This window comes from Glycomyces luteolus (genome assembly GCF_027622875.1).
Lineage (GTDB): Bacteria > Actinomycetota > Actinomycetes > Mycobacteriales > Micromonosporaceae > Glycomyces > Glycomyces luteolus.
This window is the reverse complement of record NZ_JAPZVP010000021.1, coordinates 83775-101965: the sequence shown is the minus strand read 5'-3', so window position 1 is coordinate 101965 and position 18191 is coordinate 83775. Positions and strand designations below refer to the sequence as shown.

At 69.1% G+C, this 18191-nt stretch carries 15 protein-coding genes; 9 read left to right on the top strand and 6 right to left on the bottom strand.

All coding sequences use genetic code 11. From position 1 onward, the window contains the following. Positions 1-41 precede the first annotated feature (41 nt). Positions 42-1328, bottom strand: coding sequence for an adenylosuccinate synthase (locus tag O1R50_RS21895; protein ID WP_270112355.1), 1287 nt, complete (start codon positions 1326-1328; stop codon positions 42-44). A 126-nt stretch (positions 1329-1454) separates the two neighbouring features. Between O1R50_RS21895 and O1R50_RS21890 the strand changes: the two genes are divergently transcribed. From O1R50_RS21890 to O1R50_RS21875, 4 genes are all read left to right on the top strand, one after another. Continuing rightward, on the top strand, positions 1455-2288 hold the full coding sequence (locus tag O1R50_RS21890) for a diacylglycerol kinase family protein (RefSeq protein ID WP_270112354.1): 834 nt from the start codon (positions 1455-1457) through the stop codon (positions 2286-2288). Between the two features lie 291 nt (positions 2289-2579). Then, a complete protein-coding gene (locus O1R50_RS21885; protein WP_270112353.1) occupies positions 2580-4532 on the top strand; it encodes a beta-galactosidase in 1953 nt (650 codons plus the stop codon). Positions 4533-4831: 299 nt separating this feature from the next. Beyond that, positions 4832-5593, top strand: a complete 762-nt coding sequence (locus O1R50_RS21880) for an SGNH/GDSL hydrolase family protein (protein ID WP_270112352.1) — start codon at positions 4832-4834, stop codon at positions 5591-5593. A gap of 262 nt (positions 5594-5855) precedes the next feature. Continuing rightward, the gene (locus O1R50_RS21875) at positions 5856-7034 is read left to right on the top strand and encodes a DUF4253 domain-containing protein (protein ID WP_270112351.1); all 1179 of its coding nucleotides are present in this window, start codon (positions 5856-5858) and stop codon (positions 7032-7034) included. A 49-nt stretch (positions 7035-7083) separates the two neighbouring features. Here the strand turns inward: O1R50_RS21875 and O1R50_RS21870 are convergent, their stop codons facing one another. Then, positions 7084-7851 carry a TetR/AcrR family transcriptional regulator gene (locus tag O1R50_RS21870; RefSeq protein WP_270112350.1) on the bottom strand — a complete coding sequence of 256 codons (768 nt, stop codon included), beginning with the start codon at positions 7849-7851 and terminating at the stop codon, positions 7084-7086. 86 nt (positions 7852-7937) lie between these two features. Here O1R50_RS21870 and O1R50_RS21865 point away from each other — a divergent pair, with 86 nt between their 5' ends. The 4 genes from O1R50_RS21865 to O1R50_RS21850 all read left to right on the top strand — a co-directional run bounded on the left by O1R50_RS21865 (position 7938) and on the right by O1R50_RS21850 (position 12794). Beyond that, positions 7938-8894 carry an ATP-binding cassette domain-containing protein gene (locus O1R50_RS21865; RefSeq protein ID WP_270112349.1) on the top strand — a complete coding sequence of 319 codons (957 nt, stop codon included), beginning with the start codon at positions 7938-7940 and terminating at the stop codon, positions 8892-8894. Beyond that, positions 8891-9727 (top strand): ABC transporter permease, encoded by an 837-nt coding sequence (locus O1R50_RS21860; protein WP_270112348.1) that lies wholly within the window; start codon positions 8891-8893, stop codon positions 9725-9727. The genes O1R50_RS21865 and O1R50_RS21860 overlap by 4 nt, the downstream gene beginning before the upstream one ends. A 100-nt stretch (positions 9728-9827) precedes the next feature. Then, positions 9828-10535: a hypothetical protein gene (locus tag O1R50_RS21855; protein WP_270112346.1), complete on the top strand. Its 708-nt coding sequence runs from the start codon at positions 9828-9830 to the stop codon at positions 10533-10535. Between the two features lie 543 nt (positions 10536-11078). Then, complete coding sequence (locus tag O1R50_RS21850) at positions 11079-12794, top strand: ABC transporter substrate-binding protein (RefSeq protein ID WP_270112345.1); 1716 nt, start codon at positions 11079-11081, stop codon at positions 12792-12794. Positions 12795-12873: 79 nt separating this feature from the next. On the opposite strand, the gene O1R50_RS21845 is transcribed toward O1R50_RS21850, so the two are convergent. Further along, the gene (locus tag O1R50_RS21845) at positions 12874-13308 is read right to left on the bottom strand and encodes a winged helix-turn-helix transcriptional regulator (protein WP_270112344.1); all 435 of its coding nucleotides are present in this window, start codon (positions 13306-13308) and stop codon (positions 12874-12876) included. A 118-nt stretch (positions 13309-13426) separates the two neighbouring features. On the opposite strand from O1R50_RS21845, the gene O1R50_RS21840 reads away from it, so the two are divergent. Beyond that, positions 13427-14344 carry an NADP-dependent oxidoreductase gene (locus O1R50_RS21840; RefSeq protein ID WP_270112343.1) on the top strand — a complete coding sequence of 306 codons (918 nt, stop codon included), beginning with the start codon at positions 13427-13429 and terminating at the stop codon, positions 14342-14344. 80 nt (positions 14345-14424) lie between these two features. Here O1R50_RS21840 and O1R50_RS21835 read toward each other — a convergent pair whose 3' ends face one another. From O1R50_RS21835 to O1R50_RS21825, 3 genes are all read right to left on the bottom strand, one after another. After that, positions 14425-16311 carry a beta-propeller domain-containing protein gene (locus O1R50_RS21835; protein WP_270112342.1) on the bottom strand — a complete coding sequence of 629 codons (1887 nt, stop codon included), beginning with the start codon at positions 16309-16311 and terminating at the stop codon, positions 14425-14427. Between the two features lie 99 nt (positions 16312-16410). Beyond that, positions 16411-17253 carry a carbohydrate ABC transporter permease gene (locus O1R50_RS21830; protein WP_270112341.1) on the bottom strand — a complete coding sequence of 281 codons (843 nt, stop codon included), beginning with the start codon at positions 17251-17253 and terminating at the stop codon, positions 16411-16413. Continuing rightward, positions 17250-18191, bottom strand: a 942-nt coding sequence (locus tag O1R50_RS21825; protein ID WP_270112340.1) for a carbohydrate ABC transporter permease, incomplete at its 5' end; no start/stop codon positions are given. The genes O1R50_RS21825 and O1R50_RS21830, both read right to left, overlap by 4 nt.

Here is an 18191-nt window from a genome sequence, read left to right as displayed (position 1 = left end):
CGCCGGACAACGTCCGGCGCCCTTTCGATTCGCTTGCAGGCCTAGATCATCGGGTGGCGGATGATGTTCTCCTCGCGACCCGGGCCGACGCCGACGACGCTCACCCGGGCGCCGCACAGCTCCTCGAGGCGCTCGATGTACGACTGCGCGTTCGCAGGCAGCTCGTCGAACTTGCGGCAGTGGGAGATGTCCTCGAACCAGCCGTCGTGGTATTCGTAGATCGGCTTCGCGTGGTGCACATCGGTCTGCGTCATCGGCATCTCGTCGACGCGCTGGCCGTCCACCTCGTACGCGACGCAGATCGGGACGCGCTCCAGTTCGGACAGCACGTCGAGCTTGGTCACGAACAGGTCGGTGACCCCGTTGACCCGCACCGCGTACCGGCCCAGCACCGCGTCGAACCAGCCGCAGCGGCGGCGGCGGCCGGTGGTGACGCCGTACTCGCCGCCCTTCTTGAGCAGGAACTCGCCGAACTCGTCGAACAGCTCCGACGGGAACGGGCCCGACCCGACGCGGGTCGTGTAGGCCTTGATGATGCCGATCGCGGTCGTGATCTTCTGCGGCGCGATGCCGGTGCCCACAGCCGCCCCGCCCGTGGTCGGGTTCGAGGAGGTCACGAACGGGTAGGTGCCGTGGTCCACGTCGAGCATGGTCGCCTGCGCGCCTTCGAGGAGCACGTTCTTGCCCTCGTCGAGCGCCTTGTTCAGGAGCAGGCGGGTGTCGGCGATGTACGGCTTCAGCCGCTCGGCGTACGTGAGGTACTCCTCGACCACGGCCTGCGGGTCGATCGCCTTGCGGTTGTAGACCTTCACGAGGATCTGGTTCTTCTCGCGGAGGATCTGCTCCAGCTTGATGGAGAGGATCTTCGGGTCCAGGAGGTCCTGGACGCGGATGCCCTGGCGCGCGACCTTGTCTGCGTACGCCGGGCCGATGCCGCGCCCGGTGGTGCCGATGCGGGCCCCGCCGAGGTAGCGCTCGACCACGCGGTCGAGGGCCCGGTGGTGGGGCATGATGAGGTGCGCGTCGGCCGAGAGCTTGAGGTTCGAGACGTCGACGCCGCCGGCGGTGAGCTCGTCGAGCTCGGAGATGAGGAACTTCGGGTCGACGACCACGCCGTTCCCGATGACCGGGACGACGCCCGGGGTCAGGATGCCCACGGGCACCAGGTGGATGGCGTACTTGGTGCCGTCAGGGACGACGACCGTGTGCCCGGCGTTGTTGCCGCCCTGGTAGCGCACGACGTAATCCATCTCGGCGCCGAGCAGGTCGGTGACCTTGCCCTTGCCTTCGTCGCCCCATTGCGTTCCGACGACCGCGATCGCTGGCATCTGCCCATCCTCCCGGGAAGTTGATCACCCGATTACCTGGTAAGCCTACTTGCATTCATTTATGCGGGGTCTCACCAGGCCTAAGCACTATGAATCGGGTCCCCGTCACACCGTAAGGTGGCGGCTGTGAACGTTGTCGTGTTGACACTCGTGGAAGCGAACTGCGCGAACCCCGGACCGCGCACACAGGCGCTGCACCTGGTGGACGAGCTGAAGGCGCGGGGCGCCGTCGTGCGCACCGCCGAGGCGTCCAAACCCGAGGAAGTCGACGCGGCGCTGGGTGGTCCCGACGAGCGGATCGTGCTCGCCGCGGACACGGACGAGCAGGTCAATGCCGTTGTGGCGCGGCTGGTGCGCCAGGCGGTCCCCGCCCCGAGCAAGCGGCCCGACGGCCTGCCGGAAGGGCGCACGATTCCCGATCTGCCCCCCATCGCGATCCTGCCCTTGGGGACCGCTCCCGGCATCGTGGCGCGGCTGGGACTGCCCGAGAAGCCCGCGGAGGTGGCCGCGGCCGTCGCCGAGGGAGTGGTGAAACGCACTGATCTGCTGCGCCACGACGGCGGCGGCGTCGCCGTCGACGGCGTGCGGCTCGGTGGCGGCGACCGGCCTTGGCGCGGGGTCGTGAACCTCGACGACGTGGTGCTCGCCGACGGCAGCGAGCAGATTCTGGCCTGCGTGGTCGCGAACGCCGACGGGTACGCGGCGACCGACGACATGGTGCTGGCCGAGCCGGACCCGGCGGACGGGAAGATCGACGTCGCGGTGGCCGTGCCGGTCACGGTGGGGCGCTTGCGGAAGAAGCTGCGCATCGAGGTGCGGCGGGCGCGCGGGCGGGCCGTCGCGGTGCACCCGGAGGACACGGTCACGTTCATTCAGGACGGGCTCGTGAGCGAGCTCGGCCGCAAGCGCACCTGGTGGATCGAGCCGGGCGCGGCGGGCTGGTACGCGCCGGGTTCGTAAGCGGCCGGCGGGACGGGCGCCGATCGGTTGAGGCGATTCGCGGCGCTAGCCTTCAAAACGGACAGAAGCTACGCCGGTCCGGCATTCGATTCGTGTCGCAGCGCACAGCCTCCGGGCCGGTTTCGGCTGCTCACACGGCCGCGTCCAAATCGATTCGAGACGTGCGCCACGCGAGTGTCTTACTTTGTAAAACGGGGCGAAAAAGCTGGTCAATGGGGTTGATGCATGCTTCGGCTTCCCGTAGCCTGGAGTGCGCACCCCATCCTCTCCCCCCAGTGAAGGAGCTCCCGCATGGCGATCGTCTACGGCGGTGACTACAACCCCGAGCAGTGGCCCCGCGAGACCTGGGCCGAGGACATGCGCCTCATGCGCGAGGCGGGCGTGAACCGCGTCAGCGTCGGCATCTTCTCGTGGGCCCTCTTCGAGCCCGAGGAAGGCCGCTACGAGTTCGCGTGGTTCGACGAGGTCCTCGACCTCCTCGCCGCCAACGGCATCGAAGCCTGCCTCGCCACCCCCACCGCGTCCCCGCCGCCGTGGTTCGCCGCGACCTACCCCGAAGCGGTCATGGTCGACGCCGAGGGCCGCCAGCTCACGCACGGCTCCCGCCAGGGCTTCGACCCGTCCTCGGACGTCTACATCGCCAAGGCCCTCGCGATCGCCGAGAAGATCGCCGAGCGGTACGCGAACCACCCCGCGGTCGCCCTGTGGCACATTCACAACGAGTACGGCTGCCACAACGCCCGCTCGTACACGAAGGCCGCGACCGCCAAGTTCCGCACCTGGCTGCGCGAGCGCTACGAGGACCTCGACGGCCTGAACGCCGCCTGGGGCACCGCGTTCTGGTCGCAGGCCTACTCCTCCTGGGACCAGGTGTACGCGCCGCTCCCGACGCCGACGATCCCGAACCCTGGCCAGGTGCTCGACTGGAAGCGGTTCTCGTCCTGGCAGCTCGTGCAGAACTACCGGGCCGAGGCCGCGGTCATCCGCAAGTACTCCGACAAGCCGATGACCACGAACTTCATGACCGGCTCGCACGCGGACATCGACCTGTGGGAGTTCAGCGAGGCCGTCGACATCGTCTCCACCGACCACTACCTGATCGGCGAGGACCCGCACGTCAACCTGAGCTTCGCCGCCGACTACGCGCGCTCGCTCGGCGGCGGCAGGCCGTGGATCCTCATGGAGCACTCCACCTCCGCCGTCAACTGGCAGGGCCGCAACCGGGCCAAGGCGCCCCGCGAGATGCTGCGCAACTCGCTCGCGCACTTCGCGCGCGGCGCGGACGCCATCATGTTCTTCCAGTGGCGCGCCTCGAAGCAGGGCGCCGAGAAGTGGCACTCGGGGATGGTCCCGCACGCGGGCACCGATTCCAAGATCTGGCGCGAGGTCTGCGAACTGGGCGCGACGCTCAAGGGCCTGGCCGAGGTCGAGGGCTCCACCGTGAGCGCCGACACCGCGATCCTGTGGGACTTCCCGAACCGGTGGGCGCAGGAGCACGAGGCGCGCCCGACGAACGAGCTGGACGCGCAGGGGATCTTCGACGTCTACTACGCGGCGCTGTGGCGGGCCGGCATCACCGCCGACGTGGCCGAGCCGGAAGGCGACCTGTCGAAGTACAGGTTCGTGGTCGTGCCCGCGATCTACCTGCTCTCGCGCAAGGGCGCGGAGAACCTGCGGCAGTTCGTGAACGGCGGCGGCACGGTCCTCGTAACGCCGTACTCGGGGATCGCCGACGAGACCGACACGGTCTACCTCGGCGGATACCCGGGCGCGATCCGCGACGTGGTGGGGACGCGCAGCGAGGAGTTCTACCCGCTGATCGGCGGTCGCGTCGAGCTCGCGTCCGGCGGCTACGGGACGATCTGGAGCGAATCCGCCGAGGCTGTGCAGGTTCACGACGCCGCGGGCGCTGTCGTGGGCGGCGCCGAGGTCCGCGACACGTACGCCGACGGGACCCCGGCGTGGCTGGTCAACCGCTTCGGCGAGGGCACGGCGCACTACCTGACGACGTTCCCGGACGACGCCACGCTCGACCGCATCGTCGCCGCCGCGGCCGAGGACGCGGGCGTCGCGCCGGTCGCGGAGGCCCCGGTCGGCGTCGAGGTCGTGCGGCGCGCGCACGAGGACGGCCGCAGCTGGCTGTTCTGCATCAACCACACGGACACCGACGCGAAGGTCAAAGCCGCCGACGAGGTCATCGAGGTGCCCGCCGGCGAAGTCGTCGTGCACCGCGAGCACGCGTAAGCGGGTTCTGCGCATTGAGCGCGCCCGGCGGGACCGGGCGGAAAGCGGCGGCGGGGAGCCGTCGGCCAGTCTCGGGACTGACGGCCCCCCGCCGCTTCACGCGTTCGAGATCCCAAGCGGCCGAAGGGCTTTCGACCTGCGGCCGCGGGCGTCTCACACGTCGTCTAGACGGCTGTGGCCGTGCTCGCCACCTGATCGAAATCCGATCGTTATCTAGGTGAGGCACGCTGGAGAACGCCCGCGCCGTCACCGCGGCTGGGCGATGCTCAGCGGACCGACGCAGACGGAGGTGGGGTGCAATGGCGGCGGAGTACTCGAGTTTCGTGGCTATCGGCGACAGTTTCACCGAAGGGGTCGGCGACCCCGATCCGGGCGGCGGCACCTACCGCGGCTGGGCCGACCTGTTCGCCCTCCGCGCCGCCGAGCAGTGGCCGGGCTTCGCCTACGCCAACCTCGCCGTCCGCGGGCGCCTCTTCGACCGCATCGTCGACGAGCAGGTCGTCCCCGCGATCAAGCAGAGCCCCGACCTCGTCTCGTTCGCCGCCGGCGGCAACGACGCCCTCCGCCCCGGCTTCAACCCTGTGCAGCTCTCCACCCGCGCCCATGAAGTGGTGCGGCTCCTCAAGGCCTCAGGCGCTGAAGTCGTGCTCTTCACCTGCGCCGACATCACCCCGCACATCCCCGGCATCGCGGTGCTGCGCAAGCGCTTCGTCGCCACCAACGACGCCTACAAGCGCGTCGCCAAGCGCCACAGCGCGATCCTCGTCGACCTCTGGGCCGACAAGGCCTTCGAGGACCCGCGCCTGTGGTCCGAGGACCGTCTCCACCTCAACACGTACGGGCACCAGCGCGTCGCCTACGACGTGTGCGAGGCGCTCGGCGTCGACCCCGACCCGGCCTGGACCGAGCCGCTGCCGAGCCTGACCCGCGTGCGCCGCGAGATGAACGGCGTCCAGTGGGCGGGCAAGCACCTCGCCCCCTGGGTCAAGCGCCGCCTCACCGGCAAGTCGAGCGGCGACACCGTCGACCCCAAGCGCCCCGAACTGACCAAGGTGAAATGATGCCCCGCCCGACCCGAACCGAGGAACGCTGATGGCCCTGCTCTTCAAACTCCTGGCCATCATGGTCATCATCTTGACCTGCGCCTTCTTCTTCGGCATCCTCTTCCGAAAGGGCCGCGGCAAGTAGCGGCCCCAAGCCTTCCTCGCATTCTTCCTCCGCCGCTTCGGGGGTGGGCGTGGCGCTCGCGTCCGCGACAGGGCATCATGGAGAACTGTGGGACTCCTCCAGCGTCTGTTGGGGCGCCGGGACACACCTGATTCAGTGCCAGATCCCGCCGCCCAACCTGAACCTGCCTCCGAGCCCGGGGCCGCGTCCGAACCGGTCGCGTCCTCCGGCGCCCTTGACGATGCCGCCCCCGAGAGCAGCCCGTCCCCCTCGCCGGACCCTGCGGAGGAGGACGGCATCGCTACCCAGGCGCCGGCCACCGGCCTGCGGCTCGTACCCGAGCTCGAGCCGGAATACGAGCAGGAGCCCGAGCCCGCGGGCCCGATCCTCACGGCCGTGCCGGACCTCGAACCGGAACCCGAGCTCGATCTTGAGCCGGAGCCGGAAGTCGAACCGGAGGCGTCAACAGGCGCGCTAGCGCCCGAAACGGAACCAGAGGCGGCGATCTTCGTGCCCGAGCGGCCCCGCCGCGAACTGCTCACATTGGACAAGCCCGTCCCGCCGCGCCCGCCGACCACCGGCCGCGACGAGATGATGCCGCGCATCGAGGACGACGAGTCCCTCGACATCGCCGGGTCGCCACGCGCCGAACTGCGCGCCGCCGGGCTCGCCGTGCCGAAGATGCACCAGCTCGTGCGCCGCGGCGACACCGCCATGTGGGCCTTCGCCGTCCGGTCCTCCGAGGCCCTGCGCTGGTGGCTCGACATCCGCCAGGCCGCCGAGCAGACCGGCTGGATGCCCGTCCTCCTCGGCGGTCCCGAGGAGTGGCGCGACAACGGCGAGGCGATCATCCACGAGGGCGACGACGAGCTCACCCGCGCCGACGAGATCGACGCCTCCGAGCTCCTGCATCACAAGGCCGCCGAGGCCGGCGAGCCCGCCCGCGGCGTCCCGATCCTGCCGCGCCGCGGCGACACCGACTTCGCCACGCCCCACGAGCCGCACGGCCTCCTCGGCCTCGTCAAGACCGACGCGGGCTGGAAGGTCCCGGCCATGTTCCCGTGGAAGGGCTCCACGAACTGGGAGCTGTACGGCGCCGAGCACGCCGCCATCCTGCGGGGCTGGCACCGCCGCTTCGAGGCCGAACTCGTCGCCATGACCTACGACGTGATCGAGCTCTACGTGCCGCATCCGCCGAATGCCGAAGAGGCCCTTGCGGTCGCGAGCGAGGTCTACGCCTACTGCCCCGATCTGCTCGACTCCGGCGTTCCCACGCTGGAGGACCTGGCCGAACACATGATCAGGTCGAAGGCCTGGTACTTCAGGTGGACTTAAACCGACCGAACGCTTTCGCGCTGGATCGGCCGGGCCGGATCGCGCCCGGTCAGCTCGGCGTGCGGCGGCTGGCCTCCATCCGCGGGGCCAGCCCGTCGAGGAAGCGGTCGACGGCGTAGCGCATCGCGTCGTGGCCGGTGAGGTCCCAAGAGTCCTCGTCGCTGAACTTCGCGACGCGCGGGTACCGTCCCGAGGCGATGGCGCGCTCCAGATACGGCCCCTGCGCCTCCCACCACTCGGCTTCGCTCAGTTCGGGCCCGTCCTCGGCGCTGTCGCGGATCAGGTACTGGCGGGCGCTGCCCGTCACGATGTTCATCAGACCCGTGACGGCCAGGTTGACCTCCCGATCGGGCAGGTCGTGGGAGTCGAAGGCGCCCAGGACGAAGTCGTAGCCCTCCAGTGAGTCCGGGCCGAGGACGGGCCGCTTCTGATTGACCTCCAGCAGCCACGGATGCTCGCTGTAGACCTGCCAGGTGCTCTCGGCGACCAGCTCCAGGGCGGTTCGCCAGTCGGTCGCGGCGAGGTCGGGCGCGTCGGGCCCGATCCTGGAGAGGCGGTCGACCATGAGGTCGATGAGCTCCTTCTTGCCCGGGACGTACCGGTAGATCGTCATGGCGCCCACGCCGAGCTCGTTCGAGACGCTGCGCATCCCGAAGCAGCTGCCTTCGCGGTCAGCCACGGTGATGGCGGCCTCCACGATCCGGTCGACGGTGAGCTTCGGCTTCGGTCCAGGCTTGCTGTGCTGCGGTTCGTACTCGCGCCAGAGCAGCTCGAGGCTTCGTTTGGGGTCGCCCGCCCCCGTTTGTGGAGTCGCCATAGGGGCCTCATCGTATCGCGCTTGCTAATCGAGTACGTCGTATGCTATTACTGGGTACAACGTACCCGATTGAAGGGCGACAGTCCATGGGAACCACCACCGTCGAGGCGAACAACCTCGGCAAACGATTCAAGGACACCGCCGCGCTCGAAGGCTTCGACCTCACCGCCGAAGCCGGAACCGTCCTGGGCCTCCTCGGCCCCAACGGCGCGGGCAAGACCACCACCGTCCGGATCCTCACGACGCTCCTGCGCTTCGACACCGGCAGCGCCGCCGTAGCCGGGTTCGACGTGGCCCGCGACGCCCGCCAAGTGCGCCGCCGCATCGGCCTCACCGGCCAGCAGACCGCCGTCGACGACCTCCTCACCGCCCGCCAGAACCTCGTCCTCTTCGGCAAGCTGTTCCGGCTGAACAAGACCCGCGCCGGCGAACGCGCCGACCAGCTCCTCGCCCAGTTCGGCCTCGCCGACGCCGCCGACCGCCAGGCCAAGGGCTTCTCCGGCGGCATGAAGCGCCGCCTCGACCTCGCCGCCAGCATGATCCTCGCCCCGCAGGTCCTATTCCTCGACGAACCGACCACCGGCCTCGACCCCGCCGGGCGCCGCGAGGTCTGGGACGCCGTCGAAGGCCTCGCCGCCGACGGCACCACCGTCGTCCTCACCACCCACTACCTCGACGAGGCCGACCGCCTCTGCGACCGCATCGCCGTGATCGACCACGGCCGCAACCTCGTCGACGACACCCCCGCCGGACTCAAGCGCCGCATTGGCGCCGATCGGCTCGAGATCGTCGCCGCCGACCCGTCCGACCTCCCCGTCCTGGAAGGGATCATCGCCGCGGTCGCCGACGGCGACACCGCCGTCGACGAAGGCGCCTCCAGCGTCTCCGGGCCTGTGAAGGAACCGGTGGCCGCACTCACCGCCGCCGCGACCTCGGTGCGGGACAAGCGGCTCACCGTCGCCGACATAGGCCTGCGCCGACCCACCCTCGACGAGGCCTTCCTCGAACTCATCGGAACCACCGCCAAGGAGGACCAGCAGTGACCACGCTCGCGCCGCTCCCCGACGAGACCCTCGCCGGGCGGCTCAAATGGACGCTCCACGACTACCGCGCCATCGTCGGCCAGGAGTTCACGCACTTGTGGCGTCAGCCCGTCAACTTCGCCTGGGGGCTCGGTTTCCCCATCGTCATGGTGCTGCTCTTCGTCTACGTCTTCGGCTCCGCCATGGACGTCACGGGCCAGGGTGCCGGGGTCGACTACGTCGCCTACGCCATGCCCGGCATGTTCGCCATGACGATGGCCTTCGGCTTCACCAACACCGCCTGGGCGGTCGCCGACGCCAAGGAGAAGGGCTTCATCGACCGCGTCCGCTCCATGCCCATGGCCTCCTCCGCGGTCGTGGTCGGCCGCAACATCGCCGACACCATCCACGCCGCCGTCGACCTGCTCGTGCTCTTCCTCATCGCCCTCGTCATCGGCTGGCGCTCGGACGGTACCTTCTGGGAGACCTTGGGCGCCTTCGCGATCCTGCTCTGGCTGCGGTTCGCCCTCATCTGGGTCGGCGTCTGGCTGGGCCTCCTGGTCAAGAGCGTCGAGCAGGCCGGGAACCTCTTCGCCATCGCGTTCCCCTTCGGCATGGTCTCCTCGGTGTTCACCCCGCCTGAACTCATGCCCGGCTGGCTCGGTGCCATCGCGGCGTGGAACCCCGTGTCCGCCACCGCGACCGCGATTCGCGAGCTCTTCGGCAACCCGAGCGCCGTCGGCGACTCCTGGCCCGAGCAGCACGCCCTGACGGCCGCGATCGTCTGGCCGGTGATCATCACCCTGATCTTCCTGCCGCTCGCCGTCCGCAAGTTCCAGAACCTCGGCCGCTAAGACCTGCCAGGAAACAGGAGGCGGGGCCGTCCGACGGGCGGCCCCGCCTCGCCGTGCGGCCGAGCGGTGGCCGCCGGCACCGGGAGTGCACACTGGGCACATGAGTTTCACCGCCCCCACCCCTGACATCGGCGTGCCCCAGCCCCCCGTCCGGCCGAACGAGGTCTTCCGCTTCGTCACGCAGCCTTCCGCCCAGAAGGGAGCGGCCAGGCACTGGCTGACGGTCATGCTCCTCGACGCCGCCGTGACCGTGCTCGCCTTCACCGCGATCGTCACGACCGACTACTCCCGGGTGACCCTGTGGGTCCTGGCCGGCCTGGGCACCCTCGGGTTCCTCATCTTCCTGATGCTGTGGACCGGCGCCAGGACGGTGCAGGGCTGGTCCGGCGACGACCTGATCGACCTCCTGGTCCTGCCCGAAGGGTTCGTCACCCAGGGCGGCCTCGACATCTCCTGGGACGAGGTCGCGAAGATCGAAGCGGTGAAGTTCTCCCCGAGCGCCCCCAAGAAGATGACCCGCGCGGAGGCGGCGGGATACGCCGCCGGCACGGCCATCGTGGACTGGCACGGCGCGAAGACGACGATCAACATCCACGTGTTCGACGCCAAAGCACTGATCGAACGACCGGCGACCAAGACGCAGAAGCTCGCGATCATCGACGCGATCGGCAGCCGAGAGGGCTTCGTGGCCACCCAGCTCGGCTTCCGCTCGGGCGAAGAGATGAACCCGCTCCTGCAGCACCTGCGCCAGGCCTGCCAGCAGCGGAGCAAGCCGTTCGAGTTCCGCGAGTCCGACACCGGACTCTGAACCCGTTCCCGCTCTTGCCATGTCGGGCCCGCGCCGCCATCCGAACCGGCGACGCGGGCCCCCTTCGTCTCCGGCCCCGCCCTCGCTCGCATTCGGACGCATGGGTGCAATCCACGCGAAACCCAGTAATATCGAAAGTCTCGCCTGTCTCAATTTGATATCGAAGTTTAGAGAAGCGGGGGAGCGATTCCACCGCTGTGCACGTTATCTGGCTTTTGCATGGGCGCCATAGGCGGTCATTCCGGATTGCGGTGGTCTGTGTCCACCGTCGACCTGCGATAGCTTGAAACCAAGCGCAAGGCCGCGCTCCCGCCGCGGCGACCCCGCACGCTCCGCGTCCTCGCGCACCGGCACCCGGAGCGTTCTCGCTGGGAAGGCTCCTCACGGTCTGTGGTCGGGACCCGACTTTCGCGGACCGGCCTAGAAATGACCGCGCCTCCTGGCGTCGCTGAACGGACGCGAATGCCGTCCCTCCCGGCCTTCGATACCTGCTCCGATTCTCGACCAGGCGCGTCATCCCTCGAATCGAAAGCAGCACTGAAAATGACAAAGAGGCGACATCTCCCTGCGCTCTTCGCCACGGCAGCCCTGGCCACCGCCGCGGGCTGCACCGATGATGAGAGCCCGGAGGACGGCGGCGGGAACGGCGAGTTCCCCCGCGGCAAGACCCTGTACTCGACCGGCACGGCCTGGGGTCCGCCGGGCGACTTCAATCCGATCTCCGCCGGCGGGGTCACCGGCCTGAACGGCCTCGGCTACGAGTACCTCTTCGTGTTCGACACCGTGGAGCAGCGGCTCACCCCCTGGCTGGCCGAGTCCGGCGAATGGACCGCCGAGCTCGAGTTCGAGCTGCGGCTTCGCAGCGGCGTCAAGTGGAGCGACGGCAAGCCGTTCACGGCCGAGGACGTCGTGTTCACCTTCGACCTCGGCAAGATCGACGGCGTGCCGTACGGAGGGGTCTGGGAATGGCTCGACGCAGCCGAGGCCGTGGACGAGCACACCGTCAAGTTCCGCTTCAGTGAAGCGCGCCAGCAGGAATGGGACAACTTCCTGTACACCAACGAGATCGTGCCGAAGCACGTGTTCGAGGCGTACACCGCGGACGAGCTGCTCAACGGCCCGCTCGACGCGAAACCGGTGGTCACCGGCCCGTATGAGGTGCACAGCTTCACTGATGCGCAGATCGCCTGGGTCAAACGGGACGACTGGTGGGCCACCGAGGCGCTCGGACTCGAAGTCCAGCCGAAGTACATTGTGGACCTCGTGACGCTCGGCAACGCCGACATCCTCAACATGCTGATCGAAGGCCGCCTCGACCTGGCCAACAACTTCATGCCAGGCGTGGACGACTTCCTCACGGGCGACCCGGAACTCACCACCTACTTCGACAAGCCGCCGTTCATGGCCCCGGTCAACACGGCCATGCTCATCCCGAACACGACGCGCAAGCCGCTCGACGACCCCGCGTTCCGCCAGGCCATGGCCTACGCGATCAGCCCGGGCCAGATCGTCGACGCCGTCTACGGCGGCATGGTGAGCGAGGCGCACCCGACCGGTCTCCTGCCGATCTGGGAGCGCTACTACGACACGGACGCGGTGGCCGAGTTCGGCTTCGTCTTCGAGCCCTCGAGCGCGGTCGAGATGCTGGCCGCGGCCGGATACAAGGACGAGGACGGGGACGGCTTCGTCGAGACCCTCGACGGCGAGCCGTTCGCGCTGCAGCTCGTCGTCCCCTCCGGCTGGACCGACTGGGAGGCCGCCGCCGACGCGATCGCCGGCGACCTCAGCGACGTCGGCATCGACGTCACGCCCGCGTTCATCGATGCCGCCGAGGTCGACGCCGCCAGGGGATCCGGCGACTTCGACCTGCTGATCAACAACCAGAGCTGGGTCACGAACTCCCCCTGGAGCCACTTCCAGTACCTGTTCGAGCTGCCCGTGCGGGACACGCAGCGCCTCGCGAACTTCTCCCGCTGGGAGGACGAGACCGCCTGGGAGCTCACCCAGGAGCTCGCGACCCTCGCCACCGACGACCCGCACTACCCCGAGGTCATCGCCGAGCTCCAGCGCATCGCGATGCGCGACCTCCCTGCCATCCCGATCTGGTACAACGGCGCGTGGTCCCAGGCCTGCAACGCGGTCTGGACCGGCTGGCCCAACGGCAACGCGGGCGAGCCCGGCGTCTACCCCAGTTTCTGGAACGAGATGTGGGGACTCGGCGGCGTCAGGATGCTGACCGAGATCCGAAGGGCCGAATAGCGATCCGGCCATGAAGCGGGGACCCGCGCCGCCGCTGCCGACCGCGGCGGCGCGGGCGATCGAGCGGGCGCTGCCGCGTTCAGTCCGTTCGCTCGTCGTAGTCGTCGCGGTTCGCGAGCACTTCATCCATATGCGACTCCGCCCAGTCCTTGATCCCGCGCATCAGGTGGTGGAGTGAGAGGCCGAGGTCGGTCATCTCGTAGGTGACCGTCGCCGGAACGGTCGGAGTCACGGTGCGGGTGAGCAGGCCGTCGCGTTCGAGGGAGCGCAGGGTCTGGGTGAGCATCTTCTGGCTGACCCCGGCCAGCTGTCGTGCCAGCTGGGAGTACCGCATCGGGCGCGGCCCTGCTTCGGGAACGGACTGCGGGCCGTCGCCGCCCAGAGCGGCCAGCACCAGCGCGACCCACTTGTCCGAGACCCGGCTCAGCAGTTGGCGGCTGGGGCAGGCCGCCAGGTACGCGTTGTACTTCGCCTGCGCCTGTTCCCGCTGCTCGGCGGCCGTCATCGTGGTCATGTGCAGCTCCTCCCCACCCTCGGGTGGCTTACGCACTTCAAAGTGCCTACTTCCCGATAGAGAGTTACTCAACCATAGTGAAGTTGTCAAGCACCGCAGCGACAACAGGAGTGACACCATGAGCAAGTCCACCTACCGCGCCGCCGTCGTCCGCACTCCCAGCGGACCGGACTCGATCGCGATCATCGACGTCCCCCTCACCGAGCCCGGTCCCGGCCAGGTCCGGGTCGCGGTCGCCGCCGCTCCGGTCAACCCCACCGACCTCGGCGTCGTCGGCGGGTTCTTCCACACCATGGGCCTCATCAACCAGCCGCACCACACAGGCCTGGGCTGGGATTTCGCGGGCACTGTGGACGCCGTCGGGCCCGGAGTCGACCTGGCCCCCGGTACCCGGGTCGCCGGAGTCGTCGTCGGTTTCGACCGCGACTTCGGCACGTTCGCCGAACGGCTCATAGTGGACGCCGCCGACATCGCCGTAGTGCCCGACGAGCTCGACCTGGACGCGGCGTCGACGGTGCCTCTCAGCGGCCTGAGCGCGGCGCAGATCGTCGAAATGCTGGGCGACGCGCCCGCGGAAGGGGACCGGCTGCTGGTGACCGGCGCGGCCGGAGCGATCGGCGCGAACGTGGTCGCATTGGCGCTCAGCCGGAACTGGAAGGTGACGGGTCTGGCCCGTGCTGCCGACGAGGCGTTCGTGCGAGGCCTGGGCGCCGACTTCGCCGCGGAGGCGGCACCGGGCTGGGACGCGGTGGTCGACACCAGCTCCCAGCAGGAGCGGGGCCTGACGCCGGTCCGCGACGGCGGCACGTTCGTCGGCGTCCGCCCCAACATCGTCCCCGAGGTCGAGCGCGGGATCACCGTGCACACGCTGATGGTCCGGAACGACCGTGAAGGCCTGGGCCGACTGCTGGCCCGCGCCGCCGCCGGGCACCTGCCGACGCGAGTGCACGCGGCCATGCCGCTGAGCGAGGCCGCCGAGGCCTACAAGGCCACCGCGAAGGGCGGCCTCCGCGGCCGCTACGTACTCAAGCCCTGACAGCGAAGCGGGCCCGCACCGCTACCCGAATGAGCGGCGCGGGCCCTGTTCTTTCCTCCCGGCTCCGGAGGAAGGTCGGGTTACCAGGCGACCCAGGCGGTGGGTTCGTAGGTGCCGCCGAGCTGGTTGGACTGGAGACCGGCGTTGGAGAGGGTCCACAGCTGCGAGCCGATCACGATGGTTCGCAGGATCTGCGTGCTGTAGGGGTCGACGTCGGTCTCGCTGTGCTCGATCCAGGCGGCCTCGGTCAGCTCGGTGTCGCCGACGCTGAGCACCACTGCGCCGAACTCGCCGTCGTAGCTGCCCCAGTTCGCCGCCGGAAGCACCGCGATCGAGGCGTCCTCCCAGTAGAGGAACGCGTGCGGGTCCCACTCGACCGTGGACTCGGCGCCTTCGCGGTAGTACTGGTCGAGGACGACGGCCTCGTCGGCGCTCGTGTCGAACAGGCTCGCCTGCATGCCCATCGTCTGGCCCTCCTCGTTGGCCTCTTGGCCGACGCCGAGGAGGCGGTCCGGGCCGACCGGGTGCAGGTAGCCGGAGTAGCCGGTGATCTTGAGTTCGCCGGTCACGACCGGGTTCGCCGGGTCGGAGAGGTCGATCGTGTAGAGCGGGTCGGTCTGGCGGAAGGTCACCACGTACCCGGTGTCGCCGATGAAGCGGACCGCGTAGATGCGCTCGTCCACACCGAGATCGGTCACCGAGCCGGTCTCGTCCAACGAATCGCCGCCGACCGCGAACACGGTGACCGTCGACTTCGACGGCTCGTTCTCCTCGTCGGGCGCGCTTTCCCAGGCGCAGTCGTTCCAGGGCCCGCAGTTGCCGCCCGCCGCCTCCTCGGTCGTGGCCACCCGCAGGTGCCCGTCGAACTCGCTCAGCGAGTACTGGTTCAGGAGGCTGCCCGGAACGGCCGCCTCGCCCGCCAGGCGCGCCTCGCCGTCCTCGAACACGAACCGGTAGACCTCGCTCTCGGTCTTCGCCTCTTCCTCGTCCCACGCGTAGTCGTAGTGCGCGAGGTAGAGGCTTTCGGCCGTGCCGTGGACGGTCTCGCCGTCGACCATCACGGTCTGCGGCGCGGCCTCGGTCCAGTCGCCGTCGGCGGGCAGCGCGAGCACGCTCACCGAGGAGCCGGTGAACCGCTCGGGGTGCGCGATCGACCCGCAGCCGACCTGGTGCGCCTCACCGTTGACCGCGAAGGAGGGGATCCAGTCCTCGAGTTCGGTGTCGCGCACGGCCTCCGCGATGTCCTCATCCGAGGCGTCACCGCTCCACAGGGTCTCCCAGACCGGCTGGATCTGCGGTTCGGTGCCGATCGCGAGGCGCACTTCGCCGCCGACGAGACGCGCGTCCACCATGGACCCCTCCATCGTGAACGTGTCGAGCACGTCCAGTGACGCGGGGTCGAGCCGCTCGAGGCGGAACTCGCTCACCCACTCGTCGCCCTCCTCGATGTCCGATGCGTACATCAGGAGCAGCTCGTCGTCGCCCAGGAACAACTGGTGGTTCCAGGCCTCGTCCTCGAGCGCCCGTTCGGCCACGACCTCGCCCGAACGCGTGTCGACCACGCGCACGGCGTCGTAGTCGACGACGCTGTAGATGAACGTGCCGTCGGTCTTCACGATGTCCGGCTCGTCAACGCCCGCAACGGCATTGTTGGTCCCGGAGAACGCGTCGCCGCCGCCGGACTTCGGCGAGGCGTCGGTGGGCGCGGCCCCGGCCTCGTCCTCGACGGCGAATTCCTCGGCGCCGTCGGCGGGGAGGACCTGGTCGAACTCGTAGTTCTCGAACGCGGCGATCGCCGCGTCCTGGATGCCTTCGAGCGCGTCGTCGCAGGTGTCGAACGCGGCGAGCTGCGCGGATACGGGAACCCACTGGATCGGTTCGACCTTGGTGTCAGGGGGAGCGGTGCACGCACTGGCGGCCGCGGCCGACGCGGCCGCTGCGAGTGCGAGGAGGAGTCTGGTCTTCATGCTCTTCGGACGCCGCGTTCCGACGTTCGGTTCCCGCCGGGAAGCACAACGGGCCCGCGGGCGTCCCATAACCCCCGGGCCCGTCTGGAATCGGCCGGTTCACCCCTTGGTGCCGCCCGAGGTCAGGCCGCTGATGAGCTGGCGTTCGGCGAACGCGTAGAAGATCAGCGCCGGCAGCATCGCGAGCATGACGAACGCCAGCACCTTCGCGGTCTCGGTCGCGTACTCGCCCTGGAACTGGGTCACGCCGAGCGGCAGCGTCTGCCAGGTCGGCTTGCTGAGCACCACGAGCGGCAGGAGGTACGAGTTCCACGACCCCACGAGCGCCAGCACTGACACCGTGGCGATCACCGGCCGGGACATCGGCAGCAGGATCTGCAGGAAGAACCGCCAGGGCCCGGCGCCGTCGATGGTGGCGGCCTCCTCGACCTCGCCGGGGATCTGGCGGAAGAAACTGCGCAGGATGATGATCGTCAGCGGCAGGCCGAACGCGGCCTGCGGCAGGATCACGCCCAGCGGGCTGTTGAGCATCTCGAAGGTGCGCAGGATGATGAACAGCGGCAGCACCGCCACCGTGAACGGGAACATCATGCCCGCCGCGAACAGCGTGAACAGCCCTTCACGGCCCCGGAACTGGAAGCGCGCGAACACGTAGGCGACCGCAGCGGCCGCGGCCACCACGATGAAGGTGGTCACGAGCGCGATGAAGACCGAGTTGAACAGCTGCCGCCAGAACGTGCCGTCGGCGAGCACGTCCAGGTAGTTGCCCACATGCCAGGGGTTCGGCAGCCCGAGGGCGCTCTCGCGGAGCTGCTGGTTGTCCTTGAACCCGCCCAGGAGGGCGAACAGGATCGGCGTCGCGACGAACACCGTCCCGAGGAACGCCGCGATGTAGAACCCGGTGTTGCGCAGCAGCTTGGCGCGCGCGGTGTTGACGCTCATGAGCGGCCTCCGTCGGAAGAGGTGAGGGCGCCCTGCAGATCGCGGCCGAGCACGTAGCGCTGGTAGATCAGGGCGAACACGAGGCTGAGGAGGAACATCGCGATCGACAGGGCCGAGGCGTAGCCGATCTGGTTGCGGACGAAGCCCTGCTCGTACATGGTGATGGCGAGGGTCTCGGACGCGTGGAACGGCCCGCCCTTGGTGAGCACGTACACGAGGTCGAAGAGCTGCACGGTGCCGATCACGGAGAGGAACACGGTGATGCGGAGCGTGGGGCCCATCAGCGGCAGCGTGATGTGCCGGAACAGCTGCTTGCCGGTGGCGCCGTCGACCTTGGCGGCCTCGTACAGCTCCTCCGGGATGCTCTGGCGCCCGGCCAAGTACAGGATCATGTGGAAGCCGAAGAACTTCCAGGTGAGGATCCCGAAGATCACGAAGATGACGATGTTCTTATCGGAGAGCCAGCCGATGCCGTCGATGCCGAACCCGGCCAGGACGGCGTCGGCGAAGCCGCGCCGAGGCGAGAAGATCAGTCTGAAGAGGACGGCGGTCACGGCCTCGGTCAGGATGTACGGCACGAAGAACAGGAGCCGGAACGCGGTGCGGCCGGGGAAGTTCTGGTGCAGCAGCATCGCCAGGCCGAAGGCCATGGGCAGCTGGACCGCGATCGACAGGATCGTGATGAGGAGGATCCGCCACAGGTCGGCGAGGAACACCTTGTCCTGCAGCATGGTCTGGAAGTTCTCCAGGCCCACGAAGTCGGTCGGGAAGCCGCCGAGCCCGTTCCAGCGGAAGAACGCGGTGTAGGCGGCGAACAGGACCGGGACGAGCACGAAGAGGACGAACAGGATCAGGGCCGGGGAGATGAACGCCGCCATCGTCCCCGCCCCCGGCCGCCGGCCGCGCCGACCGCGGGGGCGAACCCCGTGGTCGGCGCG